The 26644-nt window shown below is 35.3% G+C and carries 25 protein-coding genes; 23 read left to right on the top strand and 2 right to left on the bottom strand.

The window, feature by feature from the left end; all coding sequences use genetic code 11:
* The first annotated feature begins 54 nt into the window (after nt 1-54).
* The 10 genes from J2Z80_RS04650 to J2Z80_RS04605 all read left to right on the top strand — a co-directional run bounded on the left by J2Z80_RS04650 (nt 55) and on the right by J2Z80_RS04605 (nt 11858).
* The gene (locus J2Z80_RS04650; protein WP_209453356.1) at nt 55-1239 is read left to right on the top strand and encodes an AGE family epimerase/isomerase; all 1185 of its coding nucleotides are present in this window, start codon (nt 55-57) and stop codon (nt 1237-1239) included.
* Nucleotides 1223-2398 carry a glycoside hydrolase family 130 protein gene (locus J2Z80_RS04645; protein ID WP_209453355.1) on the top strand — a complete coding sequence of 392 codons (1176 nt, stop codon included), beginning with the start codon at nt 1223-1225 and terminating at the stop codon, nt 2396-2398. The genes J2Z80_RS04650 and J2Z80_RS04645 overlap by 17 nt, the downstream gene beginning before the upstream one ends.
* 38 nt (nt 2399-2436) lie before the next feature.
* Nucleotides 2437-3429, top strand: coding sequence for a glycoside hydrolase family 5 protein (locus J2Z80_RS04640; protein WP_209453354.1), 993 nt, complete (start codon nt 2437-2439; stop codon nt 3427-3429).
* Between the two features lie 263 nt (nt 3430-3692).
* A complete protein-coding gene (locus J2Z80_RS04635; RefSeq protein WP_209453353.1) occupies nt 3693-4739 on the top strand; it encodes a LacI family DNA-binding transcriptional regulator in 1047 nt (348 codons plus the stop codon).
* Nucleotides 4740-4805: 66 nt separating this feature from the next.
* Nucleotides 4806-6143, top strand: a complete 1338-nt coding sequence (locus J2Z80_RS04630; RefSeq protein WP_015312051.1) for an ABC transporter substrate-binding protein — start codon at nt 4806-4808, stop codon at nt 6141-6143.
* 90 nt (nt 6144-6233) lie between these two features.
* Nucleotides 6234-7223 (top strand): carbohydrate ABC transporter permease, encoded by a 990-nt coding sequence (locus tag J2Z80_RS04625; RefSeq protein ID WP_150200429.1) that lies wholly within the window; start codon nt 6234-6236, stop codon nt 7221-7223.
* A gap of 18 nt (nt 7224-7241) precedes the next feature.
* Nucleotides 7242-8114: a carbohydrate ABC transporter permease gene (locus J2Z80_RS04620; protein ID WP_015312049.1), complete on the top strand. Its 873-nt coding sequence runs from the start codon at nt 7242-7244 to the stop codon at nt 8112-8114.
* 46 nt (nt 8115-8160) lie between these two features.
* On the top strand, nt 8161-10029 hold the full coding sequence (locus tag J2Z80_RS04615) for a cellulase family glycosylhydrolase (protein ID WP_209453352.1): 1869 nt from the start codon (nt 8161-8163) through the stop codon (nt 10027-10029).
* Nucleotides 10030-10043: 14 nt separating this feature from the next.
* A complete protein-coding gene (locus tag J2Z80_RS04610; protein WP_209453351.1) occupies nt 10044-10952 on the top strand; it encodes a beta-1,2-mannobiose phosphorylase in 909 nt (302 codons plus the stop codon).
* A gap of 12 nt (nt 10953-10964) precedes the next feature.
* Nucleotides 10965-11858, top strand: coding sequence for a 1,2-beta-oligomannan phosphorylase (locus tag J2Z80_RS04605; RefSeq protein ID WP_209453350.1), 894 nt, complete (start codon nt 10965-10967; stop codon nt 11856-11858).
* A 65-nt stretch (nt 11859-11923) separates the two neighbouring features.
* Here the strand turns inward: J2Z80_RS04605 and J2Z80_RS04600 are convergent, their stop codons facing one another.
* Nucleotides 11924-12355: a nucleotidyltransferase domain-containing protein gene (locus tag J2Z80_RS04600; RefSeq protein WP_209453349.1), complete on the bottom strand. Its 432-nt coding sequence runs from the start codon at nt 12353-12355 to the stop codon at nt 11924-11926.
* Nucleotides 12356-12482: 127 nt separating this feature from the next.
* On the opposite strand from J2Z80_RS04600, the gene J2Z80_RS04595 reads away from it, so the two are divergent.
* The 5 genes from J2Z80_RS04595 to J2Z80_RS04575 all read left to right on the top strand — a co-directional run bounded on the left by J2Z80_RS04595 (nt 12483) and on the right by J2Z80_RS04575 (nt 18150).
* Nucleotides 12483-12896: an EamA family transporter gene (locus J2Z80_RS04595; protein WP_209453348.1), complete on the top strand. Its 414-nt coding sequence runs from the start codon at nt 12483-12485 to the stop codon at nt 12894-12896.
* Nucleotides 12897-13048: 152 nt separating this feature from the next.
* The gene (locus J2Z80_RS04590) at nt 13049-14473 is read left to right on the top strand and encodes a PTS mannitol transporter subunit IIBC (protein ID WP_209453347.1); all 1425 of its coding nucleotides are present in this window, start codon (nt 13049-13051) and stop codon (nt 14471-14473) included.
* A 20-nt stretch (nt 14474-14493) separates the two neighbouring features.
* Nucleotides 14494-16536 (top strand): BglG family transcription antiterminator, encoded by a 2043-nt coding sequence (locus tag J2Z80_RS04585; protein ID WP_209453346.1) that lies wholly within the window; start codon nt 14494-14496, stop codon nt 16534-16536.
* 13 nt (nt 16537-16549) lie between these two features.
* Nucleotides 16550-16990, top strand: coding sequence for a PTS mannitol transporter subunit IIA (locus J2Z80_RS04580; RefSeq protein ID WP_209453345.1), 441 nt, complete (start codon nt 16550-16552; stop codon nt 16988-16990).
* Nucleotides 16990-18150, top strand: coding sequence for a mannitol-1-phosphate 5-dehydrogenase (locus tag J2Z80_RS04575; RefSeq protein WP_209453344.1), 1161 nt, complete (start codon nt 16990-16992; stop codon nt 18148-18150). The genes J2Z80_RS04580 and J2Z80_RS04575 overlap by 1 nt, the downstream gene beginning before the upstream one ends.
* A 63-nt stretch (nt 18151-18213) precedes the next feature.
* Here the strand turns inward: J2Z80_RS04575 and J2Z80_RS04570 are convergent, their stop codons facing one another.
* Nucleotides 18214-18777 carry a Uma2 family endonuclease gene (locus tag J2Z80_RS04570; protein ID WP_209453343.1) on the bottom strand — a complete coding sequence of 188 codons (564 nt, stop codon included), beginning with the start codon at nt 18775-18777 and terminating at the stop codon, nt 18214-18216.
* A gap of 191 nt (nt 18778-18968) precedes the next feature.
* Here J2Z80_RS04570 and J2Z80_RS04565 point away from each other — a divergent pair, with 191 nt between their 5' ends.
* The 8 genes from J2Z80_RS04565 to J2Z80_RS04530 all read left to right on the top strand — a co-directional run bounded on the left by J2Z80_RS04565 (nt 18969) and on the right by J2Z80_RS04530 (nt 26605).
* Nucleotides 18969-21893: a sigma 54-interacting transcriptional regulator gene (locus tag J2Z80_RS04565; protein ID WP_209453342.1), complete on the top strand. Its 2925-nt coding sequence runs from the start codon at nt 18969-18971 to the stop codon at nt 21891-21893.
* A gap of 53 nt (nt 21894-21946) precedes the next feature.
* Entirely contained in the window at nt 21947-22426 is a 480-nt protein-coding gene (locus J2Z80_RS04560) for a PTS sugar transporter subunit IIA (RefSeq protein ID WP_209453341.1), read from the top strand.
* Nucleotides 22427-22447: 21 nt separating this feature from the next.
* Nucleotides 22448-22732, top strand: a complete 285-nt coding sequence (locus J2Z80_RS04555; protein WP_245301146.1) for a PTS sugar transporter subunit IIB — start codon at nt 22448-22450, stop codon at nt 22730-22732.
* A gap of 10 nt (nt 22733-22742) precedes the next feature.
* Nucleotides 22743-23990, top strand: coding sequence for a PTS galactitol transporter subunit IIC (locus J2Z80_RS04550; RefSeq protein WP_209453339.1), 1248 nt, complete (start codon nt 22743-22745; stop codon nt 23988-23990).
* Between the two features lie 92 nt (nt 23991-24082).
* Nucleotides 24083-24934 carry a class II fructose-bisphosphate aldolase gene (locus J2Z80_RS04545; RefSeq protein ID WP_209453338.1) on the top strand — a complete coding sequence of 284 codons (852 nt, stop codon included), beginning with the start codon at nt 24083-24085 and terminating at the stop codon, nt 24932-24934.
* 12 nt (nt 24935-24946) lie between these two features.
* Nucleotides 24947-25636 carry a triose-phosphate isomerase gene (locus J2Z80_RS04540; protein ID WP_209453337.1) on the top strand — a complete coding sequence of 230 codons (690 nt, stop codon included), beginning with the start codon at nt 24947-24949 and terminating at the stop codon, nt 25634-25636.
* 16 nt (nt 25637-25652) lie between these two features.
* The gene (locus J2Z80_RS04535) at nt 25653-26174 is read left to right on the top strand and encodes a YjbQ family protein (RefSeq protein ID WP_209453336.1); all 522 of its coding nucleotides are present in this window, start codon (nt 25653-25655) and stop codon (nt 26172-26174) included.
* A gap of 143 nt (nt 26175-26317) precedes the next feature.
* On the top strand, nt 26318-26605 hold the full coding sequence (locus J2Z80_RS04530) for a hypothetical protein (protein WP_209453335.1): 288 nt from the start codon (nt 26318-26320) through the stop codon (nt 26603-26605).
* The last annotated feature ends 39 nt before the right edge of the window (nt 26606-26644 follow it).

Here is a 26644-nt window from a genome sequence, read left to right as displayed (position 1 = left end):
AACGAGGCTTAAAATTTATTTTGGCATTAAATTTTAGGTGAGGGGACGTGTCAAATGGAGAAAATAGCACAGGAAATGTATAAAGAGTTGAAGGATAGAATTTTTCCTTTTTGGAGCAAATTGAAAGACGAAAAAAATGGCGGTTTTTACGGATATGTTGACTATGACTTAAATATTGACAATAAAGCCTTGAAAGGTTCGATATTGAATTCCAGAATACTGTGGTTTTTTTCAGCATTTTACTGTTTAGATAAAGATGAAAAAGCACTTGAACTGGCGCATCATGCTTATAAATTTTTAAGAGATAATATCTTGGATAAAGAAAATAAAGGTCTCTATTGGATGGTAGATTATAAAGGAAAGCCTGCGGATACTAGAAAACATACCTACAGTCAGGCTTTTGGCATATACGGATTGGCTCAATACTACAAAGCGACAGGCAATGAGGAAGCTTTAAATATTGCAATCGATTTATTTAACATCATTGAAAGAAATTGCAGAGATGAAAATGGATATTTGGAGGAATTTGATCGCAATTGGAATCTTAAAGAGAATTACGAACTTAGTGAACATGGAGTAATATCCAGCCGTACAATGAATACGCATCTTCACATATTGGAAGCTTACACATTGCTTTATGATGTTTGGAAGAACAGCAATCTTAAGAAAAGCATAATATATCTTCTAAATCTCTTTAAAGATAAAATATACAGTGAAGATGGAAAATATCTAAAAGTATTTTTCGACGACAATTGGGACACTACCATCGACATAAAATCATATGGACACGACATAGAAGCAAGCTGGCTTTTAGATAGGGCTGTGGATGTATTAGGTGATGAAGGAATAAAAGATACAACAAAAAAATACACTATGGAAATTGCTGAAAACATATTAAATAATATATATTCACCAGACGGCATAGCAAATGAGACTGTTGAAGGTAAAACTGACTTATCAAGAGTATGGTGGGTTCAAGCAGAATCTGTAGTGGGATTTTTTAATGCATATCAAAAGACAAATGATGTTAGATTCATGGAAGCTTCAAAGAACATCTGGGAATATATAAAGGGGTATTTGATTGACAAAAGAGATGGAGGAGAATGGTACTGGAAAGTGGATGAAAATGGGAAACCATTTGAAATGCCTATAGTGGAGCCGTGGAAGTGTCCTTATCACAACAGCAGGATGTGCATTGAGATTATAGAGAGGGTGAAAAATAATGAAGTTTCAGGATAGATATGAAATAGAATTGCGAAAGTATGAGGATCTGATAAACAGAAAGAATGAGAAAACCGAAGACTACAACGGCATATTTGACAGGTACAAATATCCTGTATTGACGAGGGAGCATACACCGCTATTTTGGAGATACGACCTTGATGAGAGGACTAATCCTTACTTTATGGAAAGGCTTGGTGTGAATGCTGTATTTAATCCTGGTGCGATAGAATTAGATGGAAAGTTTTATCTTGTTGCTCGTGTTGAAGGATACGATAGGAAATCGTTTTTTGCTGTTGCAGAAAGCGACAGCGGCGTAGACGGGTTTAAATTCTGGGATTACCCTGTAGAATTTGACGATTTATACCCTGAGGAAACAAATGTATACGATATGAGGCTTACAAAGCATGAAGATGGATGGATTTATGGCGTATTCTGCTCTGAAAGCAAGGATCCAAATGCTCCTCCAGGTGACTTATCATCTGCTATTGCCAGTGCAGGGATAGTTCGCACAAAGGATCTTAAAAAATGGGAAAGGCTTCCTAATCTTAAGACGAAATCACCACAGCAGAGGAATGTTGTCTTGCATCCTGAGTTTGTAAATGGGAAATACGCATTTTACACAAGACCTCAAGATGATTTCATAGAAGCCGGAAGCGGCAGTGGAATTTGTTTTGGTTTGTGCGACGACATAGAAAATCCAGTTATAGACGAAGAAAAACTTGTAAGTCCAAGAGTTTATCATACTATTACAGAAGTGAAAAATGGTGCTGGATGCGTTCCTATAAAGACTGAAAAAGGATGGATACACATAGCACATGGTGTCAGAAACACTGCTGCTGGATTGAGATATGTTATATACTTATTTGTAACAGATCTATATGATCCAAGTAAAGTCATAGCAGCTCCAGGAGGGTATTTGATTGCACCAAGAGGCGAGGAGAGAGTTGGTGATGTTTCTAACGTAGTATTTACAAATGGAGCAATTGCAAGGGATAATGGCGATGTGTACATCTACTATGCTTCATCAGACACCAGAATCCACGTTGCAACTACGACTGTCGATAGACTTCTGGATTATGCTTTTAACACACCACCAGATGCTCTAAGGTCTATAGATTGCGTAAAGCAGAGAAAAGAGCTTATTAAGAAAAATCTCCAGTTAAACATGAGATAAAAAGCTTTATATTTAATAAATTTTAGGAGTTGAATTTGATGAAAAAATATGGATTTAATTTCCAATGGATATACGTATGGGATGAAGGCAAGTCACCTTTAAAGCCAGACTTAAAAGCTTTGGATTTTTTGGTGGAGACAGGCTTTAATTTCGTAAGGATACCGACAGATTATAGATTTTGGATAAAAAATTTTGATTATTTTAATCCTGATGAAAGCGTTTTTGAATATATAGATTTGTACTTAGAAGAGTGTAAAAAGAGAAATATTCACATGTGCCTAAATATACACAGAGGACCTGGATACTGCATTAACCGCAATGACATAGAGAGAGATAACTTGTGGCTTGACAGGGTTGCTCAAGACGGATTTGTATATCAATGGCAGGTATTTGCTAGAAGGTACAAAGGAGTGCCAAGTAAATATTTAAGCTTTGACCTTTTAAATGAGCCGCCAGATATAGGGCAGTATGGCATGACTCGCGAGATACACGCATCACTGATTAAGCGCACTGTTGAGGCAATACGCCAAATTGATCCTGAAAGAGAAATAGTCATAGACGGTCTAGGCGGTGGAAACATAGCGATGCCGGAATTAGCTAATATTGGCGTGATACACAGCGGGAGAGGATATCAGCCAATGGCTTTAACACATTATGAGGCAACATGGTGGAATGGTTACAAGGGATTGCCAGTGCCTACATATCCAGATCTTGTTTGGGACGGGAAGGTGTGGAATAAAGATACCATAAGAGAATACTACAAGCCATGGCGAGATGTGGAAGAAAAAGGCGTTGAGGTGCATATAGGTGAATTTGGATGCTTCAATAAAACACCAAATGATGTTGCTTTAAGATGGTTTAAGGATCTCTTAAGTTTGTACAAAGAATTTAAATGGGGCTATTCCCTCTGGAACTTTAAAGGGCCATTTGGAATCATAGAACATGGCCGTGATGGTGCCAAATATGAAGATTACTATGGATACAAGGTTGATAGAGAGCTTTTAGATCTTCTTATAGAGAATAGAGTTTAAGATAAAGCCATAAAGCCGGTTAAGTAAAAGCCGGCTTTTTTGTGTACATTTTTAAATCTAATAAAATATTTACTTTAATTACTTGAATTATAAATTTTAAATAAAGCTTTTTAATCAAAAAGTGTCTAAGTAATCGTTATTTGAATGGCATAGATATGTAATTCAAGTAAAACGTTATTAAATTCAAGTAAAAATTGCTTGAAAGTTATATAAGCATAACGTATAATTAAATTACAAGAAATAATTACACCGAGGTGTTTAGATTGCCGGCAATCAAGAAGAAAAAGGTTACAATGAAAGATATAGCAGAAAAATTAAATATATCTGTAAATGCAGTATCAATAGCGCTAAATGATAAAGTTGGAGTAAGTGAAGAAACTAGAAACTTGGTTTTAAAAACTGCTGATGAAATGGGCTATTTTGACGAGAATCCATCATTTATCATTAAAAATCACTTTAAAAATATTTGTCTCTTGATAGAGGAGCGAAATTTTCGCGATACTCATTTTTACACAAAGGTAATACTTGGAATAGAAAATGAGGCTAGAAAGAATAATTTCGATATTTTAGTCAATTTTATGAATAAAGACGATTTTCAGATTCCTAAAAGCGTTGAAAGCAGAAAGGTGTCAGGTATACTAGTTGTTGGCACGATAAAAGACGAACACTTAAAAATGCTTTTAGATTATGGCATACCGATAGTGCAAGTTGATCACTCATCATTTTTAATAAATACTGATGCAGTTTTGACTCAGAATATACCTGGCTCTTATATGGCGACAAAATATCTTATTGATAAGGGGCATACGCAGATAGGATTTTTTGGAGAGATAGACTTTTCTCTGAGTTTTAAAGAGAGATGGCTTGGCTTCAATGAAGCTATGAGAACATCAGAACTAAATGTTGACCCCATATTAAATGTAAATCCTGGTTACTGTGTAATCGGCAGCGTTGAAAAATATGTTTTAAGCAAAAACTACAAAGAAGTTGCAAATATTGTTTCAAAGATGGATAAGCTGCCGACTGCATGGGTATGCTCAAACGACAGCGCTGCTATAACGCTATACAATGCATTAAATATTTTAGGATTGAAAGTGCCTGATGACATCTCAGTTGTAGGCTTTGACGACATTGATATATGCAAAATTGTCAATCCTCCATTGACGACAATAAGAGTAAACAAGGAGTTGATGGGCATTAAAGCTGTCCAAAAACTTTTGTGGAGGATGAATAATATTAAAGAACCGTATGACCATATAAGAATGGAAGTTAAATTAATTGAAAGAGAATCTGTAAAAGACTTGAGATAGGTAAATGAGCAAATTTATGTAAACGTGCTTATCTCGTAAAAATGATTATAGGAGGTAGCGATCTTTATGAAAAAGAGAATATCAATTTTGATATCTACGATAATGATTTTATCAATACTTGTAAGTGGTTGCTCCAGCAGCTCAAATAAGCAAAATACTTCTTCAAAGAATACAACTAATACAAACAAAAAGGTAACCATCAAATTATCTACATGGGCTGGTGCAGATGAATCTAAACAACTTCAATCGATTATAGACAAATTAAATGCTAACTCTAAAGATTATGTTATAGAACAAAATTCAAACCCTGCTGACTATGATACGAGGATTACAACTCAGCTTTCAGCAGGTGATGGTGGACCTGATTTGTTTTGGGTATCTGCTCAGAGGGCAACACAACTTGCAGCACAGGGTGCATTGCTTGATATAACGGATTATTTATCAAAATCCAGCAATAAAGCTGCAAATGTATCTGATTATTACGAAAATGCATTAGCACCATTCAAATATCAAAACAAAATATACGGATTGCCATGGGCGGAAAATCCAGTAGTACTGTATATTAACAAAGATATGTTTGATAAAGCTAAAATTCCATATCCTGATGGGACTTGGAATTGGGACAAGTTCTTAAGCGTCGCTCAGCAATTGACAGTTGATGCAAATGGTAAACATCCAGGAGAGGCCGGATTTGACAAAAACAACATCAAACAATGGGGCTTTACATTAAATGGGTGGCCACCAGTTCAAATGTTTGTATGGCAAAATAACGGCGAAGTTATAACACCGGATTTCAAAAGCTCACCAATAGATACTCCTGAAGCAAAAAAGGCATTTGAGTTTTATTCTGAATTGATCAACAGTCCTGCAGTTCCTTCACAGCAGACGATTAAGGATCAAGGCTTTGATACAATGTTTAAGAATCAGGAAGTTGCTATGTTTATGGGAGGAGCTGCTGACAGCCTAGAAACACAGGTTAAGTTTAACTGTGGTGTTTATGAAGTTCCTTCTGGACCTACAGGTAAAAAGGTTACTTTCGGAGATTTGTACGGAATGGCAATAAACGCAAAGACAAAGAATCCAGATGCAGTGTTTAAAGCATTTATTGATTTAACGAATGCTATTCAAGAATGGAAAGTAGTGCCTCCGCTAAAATCAGAAGTAAATGTAGATGCATTGAAAAAATTGCATTCAGATAGAAGTACAGAGACATTGGATACAATAGTAAAATCTATGTCTTATGCAGAAGGATTTAGATACTTTGTAAATTATCCTGACTGGGATAATATATTCTGGAATCAACTTATGGATCCTATAATAAATAATAAAGCAAATCCTGATACTCTCATACCTAAAGTAAAACCTCAGCTAGATAATGTTTTAAAACAGTATAGCAGCAAATGAAATTGAAAGGAGGCTTGTCCTCCTTTCTTAGAGATAAGCACGTTAAATATAAAAGAAATTTATGTATTCCTTTTAAAAGGAGGAATTTTAATGGAACAGTATATTGGAACTACAGAACGATGGCTTTTAACACCTGTAGTTCTCATGTTTCTTGCATTGATAATATATTTTTTACTTAGAAAAATTGGATGGAAAGTAAGGGCTGCTACTGGCTTTGCTTTAATATCTCCATGGCTTATAGGATTTATTATTTTCACAGCATTTCCACTTATCTATTCACTATATTTGAGCTTTACTAATTACAGTTTATTTGGAACACCTAAATGGATTGGGCTTAAAAACTATATATACATTTTTACTAGCGATTATGAATTTTGGCCGTCAGTAAGACTTACTTTGCTATATGCTGTATTCACTGTACCAATAGGTGTTATAGGTTCATTGTTGATTGCTATGTTATTAAATAATCGCATAAAAGGAATAGGTGTTTTTAGGACAATTTATTATTTGCCTGCCGTTATGCCTGATGTTGCTGTTGCATTAATATGGAGATGGCTTTTTAATAGTCAATCAGGTCTTATTAATTACGCTCTTTCGCCATTTCTTAAGTTATTTCATATTGGGAAAATAGACTGGTTTGGCGATCCAAAATATGTTTTATGGGCGTTTATAATAATGAGCGTATGGGGCATATTTGGGACAAACACAGTTGTTTTCCTTGCTGGACTTCAGGGAGTTCCTAGAAGCCTTTATGAAGTTGCTGATTTAGACGGTGCAAGTCCGTGGATAAAATTTTGGAATATAACAATTCCTCAGATATCACCGGTAATACTTTTGCAGGTAGTAATGGGAATTATTAGTGCACTGCAGATATTTACTGTGGCAATGTTTGTAAGGCCTACAACAGGAGCAGGTATATTTATGAATCAATTGATTTACAATAGAGGTTTTACACAGCTACACATGGGGCAAGCGTCAGCAATTGCATGGGTATTGTTTTTAATCATTTTAGCATTTACGCTTTTAGTCTTTAAATCTACACCTGCTTGGGTACATTATGAAGGGGAAATTAAGAGGTAATTAAGGAGATGTTAAACTATGGTGGATATATTACACGGATATAGACAATCAAATAGGATTCGAAATGTTACAAAGAAAATTATTTTGTATGTTATTCTTTCAGCAATAGCCATAGTGATTTTGATGCCCTTCTTTTGGATGTTATCAACAGCATTAAAATCTAATGCAGATATATTTGCTTGGCCGCCTGATTTTTTCCCAAAGCCTGCATTATGGGGAAATTTTGTAAAAGCATGGCATGCGATGCCATTTAATATTTACCTTATAAATAGTATTTTTATAGTTGTTTTGGGAATGGTAGCTGAAATAACCAGCGAAACTTTGGTTGCGTATGGATTCGCAAGATTTAAATTTCCCGGTAGAGATTTGATATTTTTTATACTTTTAAGCACAATGATGCTGCCATTTCATGTGACATTGATACCAACTTATTTGATATGGCAAAAATTGGGGCTAGTTGGTCAATTTGATCCTTTGGTAATAAGGGCGTGGACAGCGTGGGGACCATTTTATATATTTTTATTGAGACAGTTTTTAATGGGTATACCAGTAGAATTGGATGAGGCAGCTGAAATTGACGGAGCGACGCCATTGCAAACTTTCGTTCATGTAATTTTGCCTCAGATTAAACCAGCTCTTCTTGCAATTTGCATATTTGCTTTTAGAGGATATTGGAACGACTTCTTAGGTCCTGTTCTTTACCTCAATGATATGAATAAATACACGATGACGCTTGGAATGTACTTCTTCATGGGTGGTGTAAATGAACAGCCAAGTTGGAACTATTTGATGGCTATGTCAATTGTAATAGCTCTGCCAATGTTAATATTATTCTTTATTGCACAGCGCTATTTCATAGAAGGTATCACATTTACTGGCTTGAAAGAATAATTATGTTTAATGAATTATAGCAAGAATTGAAGGAGAGGACAAGAGAATGGATACAACAACAAATTCTATATTCGACAAATTTGTAATTGGTGCTAATTACTGGCCAAGAAATTACGGTGTTGATATGTGGAAGCAGTGGGACAAAGATGAGATCAAAAAGGAGTTTAAAGAGGCAAAGTCATTAGGATTAGATGTATTGAGAATAAATCTCTTGTGGGAAGATTTTCAGCCACATCCTGACATAATATCGGAAGACGCGATTAAGAAATTTGATGAACTTATTGGAATATGCCACGATGTTGACATAAAAATTGTCCCTACGTTTTTCGTAGGTCACATGAGCGGAGAAAATTTCGACATTCCGTGGAGAAATGGTAAAAGCATATACAATGATCCTTTTATGCTGAGACATGAGATTAAACTGGTAAGATTTTTTGCACAAAGGTATAAAAACGAAAGCTCCATTTTATTCTGGGATCTTTCTAATGAGCCAGATAACTACGTAAAAGCAGAGTCCAATCATGATGCATGGCTTTGGAATTACGTTTTGTCAAGCGAGATAAAAAAGCACGACAAAAATCATCCTGTGACGTTAGGGATACATCAGGCGTCTCTTCTTTCAGACAATAAATTTTGCCCAGAAGATATGGGTGAAGGCAATGACTTCTTATGTATGCATGCGTATCCTATTTACACAGATACATGCATTGACCCTGTAAATTCTATAAGGAGCACTTACATTGCACCTTTTGCATCAAAGCTTACAAAGGCCCTTGGAGGCAAAGATGTACTGTTTGAAGAATTTGGCGCAACGACACTTATGATGTCTGAAGAAATAGAGGGGAAATATTATAAAACAGTTTTATACAGCCTATTTGCAAATGAATCATTAGGTGCATTGGCATGGTGCTTTGGAGATTTTTCAGTTGGCAATAATCTGCCGTACAATACGACGCCTTTTGAAACGCATTTTGGGATAACATCATCTGATGGGGAACCAAAGCTAGCAGGACTTGAAATAAAAGCTTTTTCAGAATTTATAAACAGATTTGAATACAAAGAGTTAATTCCAAAAGAATGCGATGCTGCTATTGTTATCCCAGATAAATATTATAGTGCATTATTTGTAGGAAGTGATTATACACCTGAAAGGCATTTTAGAATACTTTTAAATAGTTTCATACTTGCGAAAGAAGCTGGCATAGATGTAGAGATGGTAAAAGCTTCTGAGAAGGATTTTAGCAAATACAAGATGTTGATAATTCCATCTGCATATAGGAAGGGTCACCTTAATCACGACCAGTGGATGAGAATAATGGATTATGTAAAAAGTGGTGGTACATTGTATGCGTCATACGATGGAATCTCCGTTGATGGATTTGATGAACTTTTTGGCATTGAAACACAGTATTCAATGGTGCCGAAGGATAATACAGCTTCAATTTATATAGAAGACAGAAAGATTAAGTTAAATTACAGCACACTTAAATTTAATAAGCGTCTTATCGCAAAACCTACGACATGCAGTGTGATTGGATACGACAATGAAGGAAATCCCGCAGTAGTCATAAATAAATTCGGTAAAGGCAATGCAGTCCTTGTGACGTATCCTGTTGAACTTTATTTAAGCTACATGCCGGACGTATATAAAGACGATAAAACTTATAAAATATACAAATTGGCAAAAGAATTATCAAATATAAAGCCGAAGATAGAAGTAGGATCGCCATTTGTAGAGGTTAAAGAATTTAAGTATAAAGGTAAAGAACTTGTAATATTTATCAATCATGAAGATATTGATGTAAAGATTGATGTAAATATTTCTGGAAAAATAAAAGATTTAATAAGCAATAAAGAATTTGATTTGGATAATTTCGTTATAAAAGCTGATGATGCAGTTGCATTTTTGATGTAGAAGGGGGTATTATAATGTTTAGGCTAAGGAGGCTTACAGATAAACCAATATTGTCGCCTGTTAAAGAGCATGAATGGGAAAGAAAAGCTGTGTTTAATGCCGCATCAATATATGAAGATCACAAGTTTCACCTTTTTTACAGGGCTTCTAACAATGGATTTGTGTTAAACACAGAGAAGCCAGAAGAAAAGCATAAATTTGTGTCATCAATAGGCTATGCGGTAAGCAGTGATGGCATCAATTTTGAGAGATTTGATAAACCTATTATGGTGGGTGAAACGGAGCAGGAAGAATGGGGTGTTGAAGATCCTAGAATAACAAAAATTGATGATAAATATTACATGCTTTATACAGGCTTTGGAGGCAAAGACTGGAATAATTTTAGAATATGTATGGCTACATCATATGATTTAAAAAGATGGGAAGGTCATAGGGTGGTCCTTGATGAACCTAATAAAGATGCAGCACTTCTGCCTGAAAAAATAAATGGGAAGTATGTCATGTTTCACAGAAGAGAACCAGATATTTGGATAGCATATTCAGATGATTTGATAAACTGGACTAATCATAAGATAATAATGAAGCCTATTGAAGACACATGGGAGTCTAAGAAGATTGGCATAGCAGGGCCTCCTATAAAAAGAGATGATGGATGGCTTCTTATCTACCATGGAGTTGACAAAAATAATGTGTACAGGTTAGGTGCAGCACTTTTAGATTTAAAAGATCCTTCAAAAGTGGTAGCAAGGCAGAAAGAGCCTATTTTGGAGCCTGAACTTGATTGGGAAAAAGAAGGTCTTGTACCGAATGTAGTGTTTAGCTGTGGTGCAGTTGAAGCAAATGGAATGTACTACGTTTATTACGGTGGTGCAGATACACATATAGGTGTCGCAGTAGTGGAAAAAAATAAAATATCATTTTAAGGAGTGGATAAATTGATAAAGCTAAAAAGGCTAAGCGACAAACCAATTTTAGAACCAGTGACAGAGCATGAATGGGAGAGAAAAGCTGTATTTAACTGTTCTGCTATATACGACAATGGATTGTTTCACCTTATCTACAGAGCGACAGATTTAGGACCACACAAAAAATACGGCAAGTATATATCAAGGCTAGGATACGCTGTAAGCAAAGACGGAATTAACTTTATGAGGCTTGATAAGCCCGTTTTAAGCAATGACGTAGAGCAAGAATTGAGAGGATGTGAAGATCCAAGGATAGTCAAGATAGATGACACGTACTACATGATGTATACAGGCTTTGGAGATAGGACAGATGATGACTACAGAATATGCCTTGCAACTTCAAAAAATTTGATAAATTGGGAGAGGAAAGGTGTTGTGCTAGATGAACCAAACAAAGATGCCACACTGTTTCCTGAGAAAATAAATGGGAATTATGTAATGTTTCACAGAAGGTATCCAGATATATGGATAGCATACTCCAGCGATTTGAAGACATGGTTTGGACATAAATCAATAATAAAACCTATCAAAGGAACTTGGGAAAGCTCAAGGGTAGGTGTGGCTGGACCACCTATTAGGACAAAAGATGGATGGTTTCTCATTTACCATGCTGCAGATGACGACAATGTATATAGATTAGGTGCAGTGCTTCTCGACATAAATGATCCATCGATAGTCTTAGCGAGGCAAAAGGAGCCGATTTTGGAGCCAGAGCTTGAATGGGAAAAGAACGGCTTTATATCAAATGTAGTTTTTAGCTGCGGCAACGCAGTAAAAGGCGATGATATATATGTCTATTACGGTGGCGCAGACACTGTAATAGGTGTTGCATATATAAACATGAATGACATAAAATTTGAATAAAAACAAAACCCCTCACATCAAGAGAGTATATATGATGTGAGGGGATACTACTCACCATACTAACATCAATATTTTTCTAAAACTTCTTCATTGTATTTATCAAGAACATATTTAAAATCTGCCGCTTTCTGCAAAATTTTCATTTCATACATGTCTTTGTACGTCTCTGAACAATAATATAAACATACACCCTTTAAGGCTTCACATTGAAAAACCGAATTTTTTTCTTGTAAAAAAATTAGATCCAATTTGTACGGCACAAAAATATCTTCCATTTCATTATAAATTTTTGCATAAAGCTTATATCTATCGTTAATAAGCTCAATATCTTGTTTAAAAACAATCCCAACATCGATATCAGACAATGGATCGATGACAGTTATTTTTTCATTATTTAATAATTTTAATGCATTTTCTTTTTGCGAGCCGAAAATGTATAAAAGCCCTATATCATATTTTTTACAAATGTCTATTAAAGCATTTGATAAATTATACATTTAAAATCACCATTTACATTATATCACAAAATTTATCATTATACCAATTATAGACAAACATTATTAGCAGTTATATAATATAGTGTGTTGTTTTAAATTTATTTTGACCATTTAGGGGGTATAAATCGTGTGGAAGCTTTATGCAATATTGTCTGCTTTATTTGCGGCACTGACATCTATCTTAGCAAAAATTGGCATAAAAGGTGTAGATTCAAACCTTGCAACAGCGATACGCACAAGTGTCATCATATTTTTATCATGGGGTATTGTTTTTGCCACAGGTGTGCAAAGCGGCATGAAAGTATTGACGCGGCAAAACTGGCTTTTTTTGATTTTATCAGGTCTTGCTACAGGTCTTTCATGGCTTTTTTATTATAAAGCCATTGCGCTGGGAGATGTTTCAAAAGTTGCTCCTATAGATAAGTCCAGCATAGTCATAACACTTGTCTTGTCATACATAATTTTAGGTGAGCATTTTGACTTAAAGACAATAATTGCAGGAATATTGATAACGGCAGGTACATTTGTCATGATTATGTAGCGTATATGCCTTGTAATATGCCATCTTTTACCCTTCTTAAAATTTGTCACAGAAAACAGATGACAGAAATGAAATTGTTTAAATTGAAAAGGTGTAAATGCTGTCATACAATAGAATTAGAAAAAATAATAAATTTAAGGAGGGTAAAAATTATGGACAGAAACATGGCTTTGACAAATAAAGGCGGAACTGCAAAAGCAAAACTTCAAAAACTTGGCGGATTTTTAGCTGGAATGGTTCTTCCTAACATCGGTGCATTTATAGCATGGGGTCTTATAACAGCGTTTTTCATTCCTACTGGTTGGACGCCAAATGCCAACTTAGCTAAATTGGTAGGACCTATGATAACATACTTGCTGCCTATCCTTATCGGTTATACAGGCGGTAAACTTATATACGATGTAAGAGGTGGCGTCGTAGGTGCTATCGCTACAGCAGGTATTGTAATAGGTTCATCGATACCAATGTTTTTAGGCGCAATGATAATGGGACCACTTGGAGGGTATATAATTAAAAAGTTTGATGAGGCAGTAGATGGAAAAATACCGACAGGATTTGAAATGTTGGTAAACAATTTCTCAGCAGGTATATTAGGTGCAATATTAGCAATCTTAGCGTTTATTTTCATCGATCCGGTTGTTACAGGTGTATCAACAGGTTTAGGTGCAGCAGCACAATGGGTAACTGTAAAGGGAATACTTCCTTTGATAGCAATATTCATTGAACCAGGCAAAGTATTATTCTTAAACAATGCTATAAACCATGGAATATTGGCGCCACTTGGTATACAGGAGGCGAAAGAATTTGGGAAATCTATATTCTTCCTTTTAGAGACGGATCCAGGTCCAGGACTTGGCATACTCATGGCCTACTGGATTTTTGGCAAAGGCACAGCAAAGCAATCAGCACCAGGTGCTGTGATTATCCACTTCTTTGGCGGAATACATGAGATATACTTCCCATATGTTTTAATGAATCCAATACTGATATTGGCTGTAATAGGTGGCGGAATAGCAGCAGATGCTACATTCGTCTTGACACATGCAGGCCTCGTTGCAACACCATCACCAGGAAGTATCATAGCTGAAATTGCTATGACACCAAAAGGCGGACTCTTGCCAGTATTGACAGGTATAACAGTAGGTGCTGTAGTATCATTCTTAATAGCTTCTGTATTTGTAAGAAGGGCCAGCGAAGATACAATGAGTGAAGAAAATATGGCATTTGCTAAGTCAATGGTAAGCAATCTGAAAGCACAAAGCAAAGGACAAGTTCCTGTATCAAATATTGCAAAGGCAGAACCTAAATTAATAGTATTTGCTTGCGATGCAGGCATGGGCTCATCTGCCATGGGTGAATCAATACTCAAAAAGAAACTTAAAGATGCTGGGCTTGATATCACCGTTAAACACTCTGCAGTAAACCAGATACCAAAAGAGGCTGACATAGTATTTACACAGGAAAGCTTGGCAGAAAGGGCATCACAGGTGGCACCATCAGCACAAATAGTGAAAGTAAATAATTTCCTTGATGGCAAAGTGTATGACGAGTTTATTTCAACGATTAAGAAGAAATAATAAAAACGGTGAATGATAATATGAAGGATTTAAGCGATCGTCAAAAATTCATAATTAAATCTTTAATAGAGAAAGGTCCTTTAAGTATAGAGGACCTTTCCAAATTAATGAATATCAGCAAGAGAACAATTGATAGAGAAGTCCATGAAGCGAATAAGATCTTGAAAAACTATCGCTGTGTTATAACTGAAAATGAGTCAAAGTATGAAATACACGGTGGAAATGAAAGTTTAGAAGAAATAAGCAAAGAAATCGGCCCTATATCGTATGGCAGCATATTAAGCCAAGAGCAGAGGCAGATATATATGACTTTAAGCATGCTTTTGTCAAAAGAGCCATTAAAATCGACTTATTTTAGCTATCTTTTCAATGTATCAGAAGGCACAATAAGTATGTACCTTGACAAAATAGAGATATGGCTTAAGGTGAGAAACTTAGAGCTTATAAGGAAAAGAGGCATAGGCATAAAAGTTGAGGGGACAGAGATAGACAAGAGAAAAGCGGTAATAGAGCTAATGTATAGTTATCTGCCATTGGATGAAATGCTTATGTACGTGTACGGCGACAAACAGGATAAGTTCATTACGGAGTTTTTTAATAATATATTTAGCAGTGAAATTATAAATACTGCTAAAAAATTGGTGAAGCTTATTAATGAGACAGTCGTAAAGATAAATGACGACAACAATTATTTCGCTTTGTTTTTGCATGTGGCGACAGCTATATATAGGTACATGCAAGATGAAAGCATAAAATTAAACAAAGAGACTGTGGATGATATACTGTCGTCAGAACAGTTTAGCTTTATCTATAAAGTAGATGAAATAATGAAAGAACACGGCATAAATCTAACAGATGATGAGCTGGCATACCTGGCAATACACTTAAATGGCAAAAAGTATATTTACAAGAAAGAAGGTTTCATTGAGCTTGGAATAACATTAGACGACCTTTCTAAAGAGCTTATCGAAGAAGTCGCAAAGATATTGAAGACGGAGATAAAGTGCGATGATAAGCTTATATACGGCTTGTCGCAGCACATAGAGACACTTATTTACAGGCTTAGTATGGGACTTCAGTCCAGAAATACTTTGATAGATCAAATAAAAGAGTATTATGGGGAATTGTTTGAAGCGGTAAATAAAGCTTGCAGGCTTATATTTTCAAAGTACAACATAACAGTGCCTGCAGAGGAAATAGGTTATATAACGATGCACGTAGGTGCTGCTATTGAAAGGCAAAAGGCAGAGAAAAGGTTGAGGGCTTTAGTAATATGTCCTAACGGCATAGGAACTGCAAAGATACTGTCAGAGAAATTGAAAAGCGCTTTCCCTGAGATAGATTCTATAGAAATTGGTTCAATACGCAATAAAGACGATGGTAAAGATTATGATATAATTATCTCTACAGTAAAGCTGTATGAAGATAAAGATTCTTTAGACAATGCAATAACGGTGTCGCCTTTTTTAACTTCTGACGATATACGAAAAATAAGAGACTTAATCGATAAGATAGGCTTTAATGAAGATGACAATTACCTTTTGCCACTTAAGTTAAATGACATAAGCAGATCAGAAAGCGAAAGCAGCATAACTAAGTATTTTGGTGAAACTTTAAAAAATTTGAATATAAGCAAGATAAGCGCAAATGGCTTAAATGAGCTTATAGATGTAATTGTAGATGAAATATCTAAAATAAATGTCATGTCAGATAAAGATGAAGTGGAAGAGCTTATAAAAAAGCGGGAGATGATGGGCAATACAGTCATACCAGGCACAAGGATCGCTCTTTTACACACAAGAAGCAACAAGATGATCATACCGTACATCGGAATATACAGGCTAAGTAGTCCTATTAATATGAGAAGCATAGGATTTTCCTATGAGGAAGTTGATACGATTCTTGTCATGCTGGCAAGGAAGAAAGAGGATAACACTGTACTGGAAATGCTGGGTGAGATAAGCATTGCACTTGTAGAAAACGACGATTTCAAAGATGCCTTAAAATATGGTAATATTGATGATGTAAAAAATATTATTATTAACGTATTAAAAAAGTATTAGGAGGATTATTACAATGAACAGTGAAATCTTAAATGAAAATAACATCGTATTGAATGAAGCTTCAGAGCCTAAATTTGACGCTATTAAAAGAGCTGGAAGACTATTAGTCGATAGAGGATATGTTGAAAAAGAATATATTGAAGGCATGATAGAGAGAGAAAATGACGTCACAACTTACATTGGCAATGGCATAGCAATTCCACACGGTGTATCCCAGTATGTGAAATATATAAAGAAATCGGGAATAGTTGTGATACAGTATCCAGATGGAGTGGATTTTGGCGATGGCAATATGGCATACGTTGTTATAGGCATTGCAGGCAAAGACGATGAGCACTTAGAGATACTGTCAAGCATCGCCTTAACATGCCAGTATGAAGAAAATGTAAGAAGGTTGAGAGACGCAAAGTCGCCACAGGAAATAATCCAAATACTTAAAGAAGGTGGAGAATAATGAAAAAAGCTGTACACTTTGGAGCAGGCAATATAGGCAGAGGATTTATAGGCAGTTTACTATATAAATCAGGCTATGACATATACTTTGTGGATGTATTTAAAGAATTGGTGGATAACATCAATAAATTTAAAAGCTACAATATATTCATATTAGGAAATGACATCAAGAAAGAAGTTGTAGATGGGGTCAAAGCGATTCACATAGATGATGAAGAAAATCTCTTAAAGGCCATTGAAGATGCAGACGTAATAACGACATCTGTAGGTGTCAACAATCTTTACGGCATTGGTGAAAAATTGGCGTATTATCTAGAAAGAAGATTTGAGAAAAATGATTTGCCACTAGACATAATGGCCTGTGAAAATGCCTTGTTTGCGACAAATATTTTAAGAGATAGCATTTACAATAATTCCAGTGAAAATTTAAAAGCATATTTAGATGAAAAAGTCGGTTTTCCAAATACTGCTGTGGACAGAATAGTGCCAAATGTAGACATAGAGAAAGAGACTCCTATAGACGTGGCAGTAGAGGAATTTTTTGAGTGGGACATTGAGAAAGATGCTGTAAAAGGCGACTTTGATATAAAAGGCTGTGAGCTTGTTGATGACTTAGAACCTTATATAGAAAGGAAGCTTTTCCTTCTAAACGGTTCACATGCCACGACAGCATATCTCGGCTACTTAAAAGGGTATAAGTACATTCATGAAGCAATATTAGACGATACAATAGATAAAATAGTGAGAAACCTTCAGTTAGAGGCTTCTTTCGGGCTTAACAATAAGCACAAGATAGGGATGGATAAGCTTAAGGAATACTCAGACAAAGTCATAGAGAGATTTAAGAATCCTCATTTGAAAGACGAAGTGGTAAGAGTAGGTAGAGATCCAGTGAGGAAACTTTCAAACGGTGATAGACTTGTATCGCCTGCCAAGTTAAGCTTTGAGACAGGTTTGATGCCTGAAAACATACTTTACGGCATAGCTGCAGGATTTGCATTTGACTATAAAGACGATCCAAAAGCCATGGAAATACAAGAAAGCATAAGTACGTTAGGAATTGAGGAAACAGTGAAGAAAGTGACAGGGCTTAATGAAACTATCCTTATAGATAAAATAGTAAAAAAGTACAAAGAACTTAAATCCGGCAAGATAAAATAAACTTTTTAGCCATGGTCTTAAACTTTAATTGTATGGTTTTAGACCATGGCTTTTATTGTAACATCAACTAAAAACATCTTTCAAATCTATAGAGAGATCATCAAAGATAGAAACTTTAATCTTATCCTCTTCAGTATAAATTTCAGGCCTGCCATATCTATTATTTTCCTGCAGTGCAAATACATTGACTATTTTAAGATCGGGTTCTACTATCCAGTATTCCTTTACTCCATATTTCTCATACAAATTAAACTTTTCTACTCTATCCCTTCTTACAGTTGAAGGAGATGTTATTTCGACAATCAAATCGGGAGCACCTTTGCATCCATCATTGTCAAGTTTCGATTTATCACAGATAACTACGATATCAGGTTCTACAACAGTTTTAATATCTTTTTCGCTTTTTTCAGTAAACTTTACTCCAAAAGGTGCACAGAATGCTTCACATTTTTTGCCTTTTAAGTATACTGAAAAAACTGTGAATATTTCTCTTAATATTCTTTGATGCATTGTTGATGGAGGAGCCATCAAATAGATCTGTCCATCGATTAACTCAATTCTTTGATCATCTGTCCAATTTAAGTAATCATCGTAAGTGTATACTTCTTTTTTATCAGGTAATTCCATAATTGACACCTCTTTATTATATCTTTATCAAGATAGAAACTATCTATGTATTAATGAAAATTTTCCCTTATCAACTTCATTGTATCATGCGTATATTATATATGCAATATATGATATAATATATCACGTACATTTTATGCCATCCAATATGGCATATTTTTTGCATTATTTTGTAGTGGGAGGATGATAATGTGGATGAAATCGTAAAGATAATAGAAAATGAAGATAAGAAAAATCCTCTGACAGATGAAAAAATTGCTTCTATACTAAATGTCAATAGAGAAGAAGTGACACAATATAGACTTGAAAATGGTATACCCGATTCCAGAGAGCGGAGAAAGCCATACCTTTATGAAGATGCAAAAAAGATTTTAAGCGAAGATAAAGAGATCTCTGATAGGAAATTTACAAAGAGATTAAACGATTTAGGCTACGACATATCGAGATTTGCGGCGTCGCAGGTAAAGAAGGAAATCTTAAGTTCAGAGATTATAGTGGCTGATAATGTAAAAGATGACAATGGTAAAGATGATGAGATAAGTCGAGAAAGTGATTTTATGTCTTTTAAAGAGATAATAGGATACGATGGAAGTTTAAAGACACAGATAAGTCAAGCCAAAGCCGCCATTCTATATCCACCACATGGCCTTCACACATTAATACTGGGACCGTCTGGCGTTGGGAAAAGCCAACTGGCAGAAGCTATGTACGAATTTGCGTTGGAATCAGGCAGGCTAAAGGCCGGCAGTCCTTTTGTCGTCTTTAACTGCGCAGACTATGCGGATAATCCACAACTTTTAATGTCACAGCTTTTCGGATATGTAAAAGGAGCGTACACAGGTGCAGAGTCGTCAAAAGCTGGTTTGGTAGAAAAAGCCGACGGTGGCATACTATTTCTTGACGAGGTCCACAGGCTTCCCAGTGAGGGACAAGAGATCTTGTTTTTTTTACTTGACAAAGGCAAATTCAGGAGGCTTGGAGAGACTGACAGTGAAAGAGAAGCTAACATAATGCTTATAGCGGCTACTACAGAAAATCCGGAATCATCGCTTCTACTTACATTTAGGCGCAGGATCCCTATGGTTATAGAGCTACCACCTATAAGCGAAAGGCCACATACAGAGAGATTTGAAATTATAAAATTCTTCTTTAAAAAGGAAGCGTTTAGAATAAATAAGCCAATAAAATTAAAGCCAGATGCGCTTAGGGCCTTAATGCTTTATGATTGCCCCGGAAATATAGGTCAAATGAGGAGCGATATACAAGTAGCATGTGCAAGAGGTTTCTTGAAGACTTTAGATAATAGAGATGGCGAAATAACGATAAATCTTGCCGATTTGCCAAACCATGTAAGGATGGGGCTTTTGAAAGTCAGCAAAAGAGAACCTTATATAGAAGAATATTCGGATAAGGATGTCATCATATATCCAAACAACGTAAGCAAATTGCTGCCTAAAGAAGATAGGTATATTTTGCCAGATGAAATATACCAGTTTATAGAGGATAGATTTACTGAGCTAAAAAATGATGGGTTAAAAACCGACGAAATCTACAAGATCGTTGGAAATCAAGTAGAATCAGAGCTTAAAAAATTTGCCAACGATATACGAACAAAAAATTTTGTTTCAAAAAAGGAATTAAAGGAAATCGTAGGCGAGAAAATATTGTATGCCGTTGAAGAAGCCATAGACATAGCAAAAGAAAATTACAAAAATATAAAGGACAATCTTTTCTATGCACTGGCTATTCACCTAAGCGCAGCTTACGAAAGGGTGAAAAGCGGGAAATCTATATTTAACCCGCAGCTTGAAAGCGTCAAAAGCGAGTACATGAGGGAATACGTTGTGGCGAAAAAGATGGTTGACAGAATCAATAAAATATTGGATATTGAGCTTACAGACGATGAGGTTGGTTTTGTAGCCATGTACTTGAGAACATTTTCAGCTAGTGAAGGTGGAAATAAAGGGAATGTGGCTGTTATAGTATTAACACATGGACATGTAGCCTGTGGCATGGCAGATGTGGCAAACAAGCTTTTAGGGGTAAATATAGCTCACGGGGTAGAGATGGCACTTGATGAAAGCCCAGAAGATGCCCTTTTGCGTACAATTGAAGTCGTGAAGAAGGTGAATGAAGGGAAAGGATGTATAATACTTGTTGATATGGGTTCACTCATCACTTTTGGTGAGATAATAACAAAAAGGACAGGCATACCTACAAGGACCATTGGAAGGGTAGACACTGTAATGGTCTTGGAAGCCGTAAGGCGGGCTATTCTGCCAGATGCCACCATTGACGAAATAGCTGATGCATTAGATGAAAATAAATCTTACGTAGGACATGTGGAAGGTGTGAAAGATTCAAACAAACTTCCGAAAGCCATAGTAACCATCTGCATAACTGGTGAGGGAACTGCGCTTAAGATAAAGAAATATATAGAGGATAAGATACCTGAGATAAAAAGTGGATTAAAGATAATACCTTTAGGTCTTTTCAGCGAAAGAGAACTTGATACGGAAATAAATAAGATAAGGAGCAAAAACAATATTCAAGCTTTTGTGGGAACCATCGATCCTAAAATAAGTGATATTCCATATATCTCTGTTGAGGAAATAATGAATGGGGAAGGGTTAAAAAGGTTAAAGAAACTAGTAAACATAGATGTTGTGGAAGAAAGCCGCTTAAAAGAAGTATTAGACGATGATCTAATATTATTTGATGTTGATGCATCAATGAAAAGCGATATTATAGACAAAATGGTGTATATGCTTGAGGATAGAGGATACGTTGATGAGAAATTCATACTAAGCGCATATAAACGAGAATCGATGGGTGCTACATGGATGAAAGGGGGAGTTGCGATACCACATGGCGACACAAAATATGTCACAAAACCTGCCATAGCCATAGCAAAGTTGAAAGAACCCATCTATTGGGAAGGAGATTTTAAAACAGACTTAATTTTTATGTTGGCTTTGAAAGAAGATGCTAAAGATTACATGCTTGATTTGTATAAGGTCTTATCGAATGAAAAAATATTAAAAGACCTAAAAGAAGCCAAAAGTAAGGAAGAAATAAAAGAAATAATCATGAGAAATACAATACCGTCCAATTAATTGGCACGGTATTTGCATTATATAAAGGTGTAAACAATGAGGAGGTAGATTATATGAAGATATCGGAGTTTTTCAACAAAGAATTAATTATTACAAATTTTGATGCCATAAGTCAAGACGATGTATTTGATGTGCTTTACAAAAAACTATTTGAAAACGGATATGTCAAAGAGACATATTTGGAAGCAGTAAAAAAGAGAGAAAAAGTTTTTCCGACAGGTTTGCTTTTAAATAAGTACAATGTTGCGATACCACACACAGATCCAGAACATGTAATAAAACCTGCGATAGCAGTCGCAACACTGAAAAAACCAGTTATCTTCAAAAACATGGCAAATCCGTTGGAAGATGTTTTAGTAAATATAATCTTTATGATTGCTTTAAACGAATCTCACAGTCAAGTTGAAATGCTGCAGCAACTAATTCAACTGATACAAGATGATTCATTACTGGAGAAGATCATTGGTGAAGACGGAGGTGATGAAATTATTGAGATCATAAAAAATTGTACTTTAAATGATGAAACTGTTTAAAATATTGAAAGGAGAATGAATATGACAAGAAAGACTGTTATAGTCGCGTGTGGAACAGGAATTGCTACATCGACAGTTGTCGCTGAAAAGATAACAGAAGCATGTAAAAGGGAGAATCTCCATGTAAACATAATCCAATGCAAAGTTACAGAGATCAAAGGATATGCGGAAAATGCAGATCTTATCGTAACTACAACGATTTTAAAAGACAATTTTGGCAAAAAAAGCATCAATGCTCTTTCCTTGATAACAGGTATAGGCGAAGAAAAAGTACTTGAAGAGATCGTAAATGAATTGAAAAAGTGAGGTGTTATGAATGAGTGTAATAAAATATTTGTTGGATCTTGGCGCAGTTGTAATGCTTCCTATAATAATTTTCATACTTGGTATGATTTTAGGTGAGAAGCCTGGCAAAGCTTTTCGTTCAGCTTTAACAATCGGAATAGGATTCATTGGAATAAATCTTGTTATAGGCTTGCTTGTTAATAATCTAGGACCTGCAGCACAAGCAATGGTCAAGAACATGGGCGTAAAATTAAATGTGATTGATGTCGGTTGGCCGGCATCGTCAGCAATCGCATTTGCATCGAAAGTAGGAGCTTTTGTAATACCATTAGGACTTGCTATCAATATCATAATGCTTGCCACAAGATTGACGAAGACTGTAAACGTAGATTTCTGGAATTATTGGCATTTTGCTTTTACTGGTGCTCTTGTTACTGTAGCTACAGGGAACTTAACATTAGGTTTAATTGCAGCAGCAATTAATGCAGCTATAGTGTTGAAGCTTGCAGATTGGACAGCAAAAATGGTTCAGGATTTTTACGGATTACCGGGAATATCCCTACCGCATGGTTTTTCAGCAGCGTATGTACCAATAGCTATACCATTGAATAAATTAATTGACAAGATACCTTATGTTAACAAAATTGAGGCAGATCCTGACACAATTAATAAGAAATTTGGCATATTTGGAGAGCCTGTTGTATTAGGTTTAATCTTGGGATTGATATTAGGTATATTAGCAAAATTTGATGCAAAGACGACTTTAAATCTTGGAATGTCTATGGCTGGTGTAATGTTTTTGATGCCAAGGATGGTAAAAATACTCATGGAAGGCCTTATACCAATTTCCGAAGCCGCAAAATCATTTATGCAGAAAAGATTTGCAGGTAAAGAATTCTATATAGGGCTTGATTCTGCAGTTGCGGTTGGTCATCCTGCAGCAATATCTACAGCGTTAATTTTAGTACCTATTACGATATTGATTGCGGTAATACTGCCAGGTAACAATGTTTTGCCATTTGGAGATTTAGCTACAATACCGTTTATGGTGGCGATGATAGCGCCTATTACTAAAGGAAATGTGTTTAGGTCAGTATTAATAGGAGCAATTGTAATTGGTGTAGGACTTTTAATTGCAACTAATGTTGCACCACTTCTTACGCAGGCTGCAACGGACGCTGCATTTAAATTCCCAAGCGGCGCTTCTCAAATATCAAGTATATGTGATGGTGCTAATCCATTAACATGGATAATTTTAAAGATTATGAATCTGTTTTAAATAATAAAAATCTTAATGGGAGTTTTAATGCTCCCATTAAGATTTTGAAAATGTTATCTATCATAAAATATTAAATATAAGGAGATGATCTCTTGTTAGTATCATCAAAAGAATTATTTAAAATTGCAAGGAAATATAATTTCGCCATACCGGCTCCAAATTTCGTAGATCAGAACTCTATAAAAGCATATATTGAAGTTGCGGAAAAATTAAATCTACCTATTATTTTGGCATACGCAGAGGCACATGAAGATTTTTTATCACTTGATGAAGCACTATATTTGGGTAAATACTATGGTGAAAAAACTAAAATTCCGGCAGTATTGCATTTTGACCATGGTACAAAAAAAGAGTTGATCATGAAAGCAATAGACAATGGATTCAATTCAGTAATGATAGACGCTTCTATGGAACCATTCGAAGACAATGTTAGAAAAACAAAAGAGATAGTAAAATACGCTCATTTAAGAGGAGTGGTTGTAGAAGCCGAAATTGGGCATGTTGGCAACAGTGAAAATTATAGAAATAATGACAATAGTGATAGTATATATACTACCGTTGAAGATGCGAAAAGATTTGTGGAGCTTACAGATGTAGATTCTTTAGCGATTTCTATTGGCACCGCTCACGGACATTATAAAGGGAAACCAGTTATAGATTTTAACAGATTAAGAGAAATTAGGAACGCTGTGGATGTTCCTCTGGTACTTCATGGAGGCTCATCTTCTGGAGATGACAATTTAAAAAGATGTGCCACTGAAGGAATAAGCAAGATAAACATTTATACCGATTTGGTAACTGCTGCATGTGAGAAAGTGAAAAACACTCAATTTAACGATTATTATGAACTGATTTATGCTCAAAGAGAAGGTATGAAGGAATGCTTAAAACATTATTATGATGTTTTTGAAACAAACAAATACAGACAAGCTAATGTCATATGAAGAGGTGATAACATGGGCAAAATAAGAACACCATTTTTTGTAGTCAATCCCAAGTCATATTTATACGGTGAAGAAAGTTTGCAATTAGCACTTGCTGCAGACAAGTTTGCTGAAGAATATGATGTCGACATATTTTTTACAGCGCCATTTGCAGATTTATATTATATTAAATCTAATACAAAAAACATCAAGATTACAGCACAGCATATGGATCCATTACTACCTGGACGTGGTATGGGCTATGTACTGCCTGAATCGATAAAATCATCGGGCGCTGAAGCAGTATTTTTAAATCATGCTGAACATTCATTAAAATTATCCGATTTGGTTAAAACAATAAAAAGAGCGAAAGATTTAGGACTTATTACAATTGTATGTGCTGATTCTGTAGAAGAAGCTACAGCTATAGCTATGTTGAAGCCTGATATACTATTGTGTGAACCAACTGATTTAATTGGTACAGGGAAAACCAGTGGTTACGAGTATATAAGAGAAACTACAAAAAAGATAAAAGATATAAATGACAATATCTTAGTCATGCAGGCAGCGGGAATAAGTTCTGGGGAAGACGTTTATCAGACGATAATAAATGGTGCAGATGGGACTGGAGCGACAAGCGGCATAATCAATGCGCCGGATAGAATAAAAATGTTAGAAGAAATGATACAGGCTATTGTAAAGGCTAAAAATGAATTAAGATAAGGAAGGAGGCATTAGAATGAAAATATATAAAGAACAAATTTATTTAACATCTCATGGAGGAACACCTAGCTTTTTTAATATAACTCCTTCTGTTAAGGAAATAATCAAAAAAAGCGAGATACAAAATGGCATCTGTGCTGTGATTTCTCCTCATACTACTTGTTCTGTGTTTTTTGAAGAATTTGTTCACGATTATACTGAAGATGGTGATGAATATCTTCAAGCTGATTTAAACAATGTCCTTAAAAAGATAATTCCAGATCAAGTTGAAGAAGGACAATATAATTATCCCGGTGAAAAACATTATGAAGCAGTATTATCATGGCCTGATGTAGAAGACTATCTTCCAAATGGTGACCGTTCAGCACTTCTAAACTGTGATGCACATTTAAAAGCTACATTGATTGGTTCCAGCCAAATATTTGAAGTTGATAATGGGAAATTAGGGGTAGGGCCAACAGGCTATATTTACTTTGTGGATTTTGATCGCACAAGACCACGCATTCGAAAATGCAAGATAATTGTTTTGGGAGAATAATTTTCAGATTGAAATTATTAGATAAAATGGCTGGGAATGTCGAAAATTATTGTATATGCAAAACTCCACTTTATTAAGTAAATATAGGTGGAGTTTTAGGCTATACATTTTAATATCAAGAATAGTTTACAAGAGGTGTTTATATGATAAAGTATATGGAAGCCGACCTGTTTTGCTTACACTGCGATAAAAATACTAACCACGTGATTTACTACAATGGCGATGAAAAAATAATTAGAATAAGATGTCAAGATTGCAAGACCGAAATAGAGTTGAAAGATGACTTTATATCAAGAAATAAAAACATTGGATTATTAGAGAAATCTTTCAAAATAACAGAAGAATTGATAAGCGAATTAAATAAATTTTTATTTTCAATACCAATTAAAATCCTAAAATCGCCAAGCGATTTTATAAATAAAAAGAATTAAAGAAAGTATTGATTGCGGCTATGATAGCCGTTTTTTACT

This window comes from Thermoanaerobacterium butyriciformans (genome assembly GCF_017874545.1).
Lineage (GTDB): Bacteria > Bacillota > Thermoanaerobacteria > Thermoanaerobacterales > Thermoanaerobacteraceae > Thermoanaerobacterium > Thermoanaerobacterium butyriciformans.
The sequence above is the reverse complement of the archived record's forward strand: the minus strand, read 5'-3'. Positions and strand labels throughout refer to the sequence as shown.

Coding starts and splice junctions, on each gene's coding strand:
- J2Z80_RS04650 (WP_209453356.1), top strand. CDS start 55: ATGGAGAAAATAGCACAGGAAATGTATAAAGAGTTGAAGGATAGAATT.
- J2Z80_RS04645 (WP_209453355.1), top strand. CDS start 1,223: ATGAAGTTTCAGGATAGATATGAAATAGAATTGCGAAAGTATGAGGAT.
- J2Z80_RS04640 (WP_209453354.1), top strand. CDS start 2,437: ATGAAAAAATATGGATTTAATTTCCAATGGATATACGTATGGGATGAA.
- J2Z80_RS04630 (WP_015312051.1), top strand. CDS start 4,806: ATGAAAAAGAGAATATCAATTTTGATATCTACGATAATGATTTTATCA.
- J2Z80_RS04625 (WP_150200429.1), top strand. CDS start 6,234: ATGGAACAGTATATTGGAACTACAGAACGATGGCTTTTAACACCTGTA.
- J2Z80_RS04620 (WP_015312049.1), top strand. CDS start 7,242: ATGGTGGATATATTACACGGATATAGACAATCAAATAGGATTCGAAAT.
- J2Z80_RS04615 (WP_209453352.1), top strand. CDS start 8,161: ATGGATACAACAACAAATTCTATATTCGACAAATTTGTAATTGGTGCT.
- J2Z80_RS04610 (WP_209453351.1), top strand. CDS start 10,044: ATGTTTAGGCTAAGGAGGCTTACAGATAAACCAATATTGTCGCCTGTT.
- J2Z80_RS04600 (WP_209453349.1), bottom strand. CDS start 12,355: ATGTATAATTTATCAAATGCTTTAATAGACATTTGTAAAAAATATGAT.
- J2Z80_RS04590 (WP_209453347.1), top strand. CDS start 13,049: ATGGACAGAAACATGGCTTTGACAAATAAAGGCGGAACTGCAAAAGCA.
- J2Z80_RS04585 (WP_209453346.1), top strand. CDS start 14,494: ATGAAGGATTTAAGCGATCGTCAAAAATTCATAATTAAATCTTTAATA.
- J2Z80_RS04580 (WP_209453345.1), top strand. CDS start 16,550: ATGAACAGTGAAATCTTAAATGAAAATAACATCGTATTGAATGAAGCT.
- J2Z80_RS04575 (WP_209453344.1), top strand. CDS start 16,990: ATGAAAAAAGCTGTACACTTTGGAGCAGGCAATATAGGCAGAGGATTT.
- J2Z80_RS04570 (WP_209453343.1), bottom strand. CDS start 18,777: ATGGAATTACCTGATAAAAAAGAAGTATACACTTACGATGATTACTTA.
- J2Z80_RS04560 (WP_209453341.1), top strand. CDS start 21,947: ATGAAGATATCGGAGTTTTTCAACAAAGAATTAATTATTACAAATTTT.
- J2Z80_RS04555 (WP_245301146.1), top strand. CDS start 22,448: ATGACAAGAAAGACTGTTATAGTCGCGTGTGGAACAGGAATTGCTACA.
- J2Z80_RS04550 (WP_209453339.1), top strand. CDS start 22,743: ATGAGTGTAATAAAATATTTGTTGGATCTTGGCGCAGTTGTAATGCTT.
- J2Z80_RS04540 (WP_209453337.1), top strand. CDS start 24,947: ATGGGCAAAATAAGAACACCATTTTTTGTAGTCAATCCCAAGTCATAT.
- J2Z80_RS04535 (WP_209453336.1), top strand. CDS start 25,653: ATGAAAATATATAAAGAACAAATTTATTTAACATCTCATGGAGGAACA.
- J2Z80_RS04530 (WP_209453335.1), top strand. CDS start 26,318: ATGATAAAGTATATGGAAGCCGACCTGTTTTGCTTACACTGCGATAAA.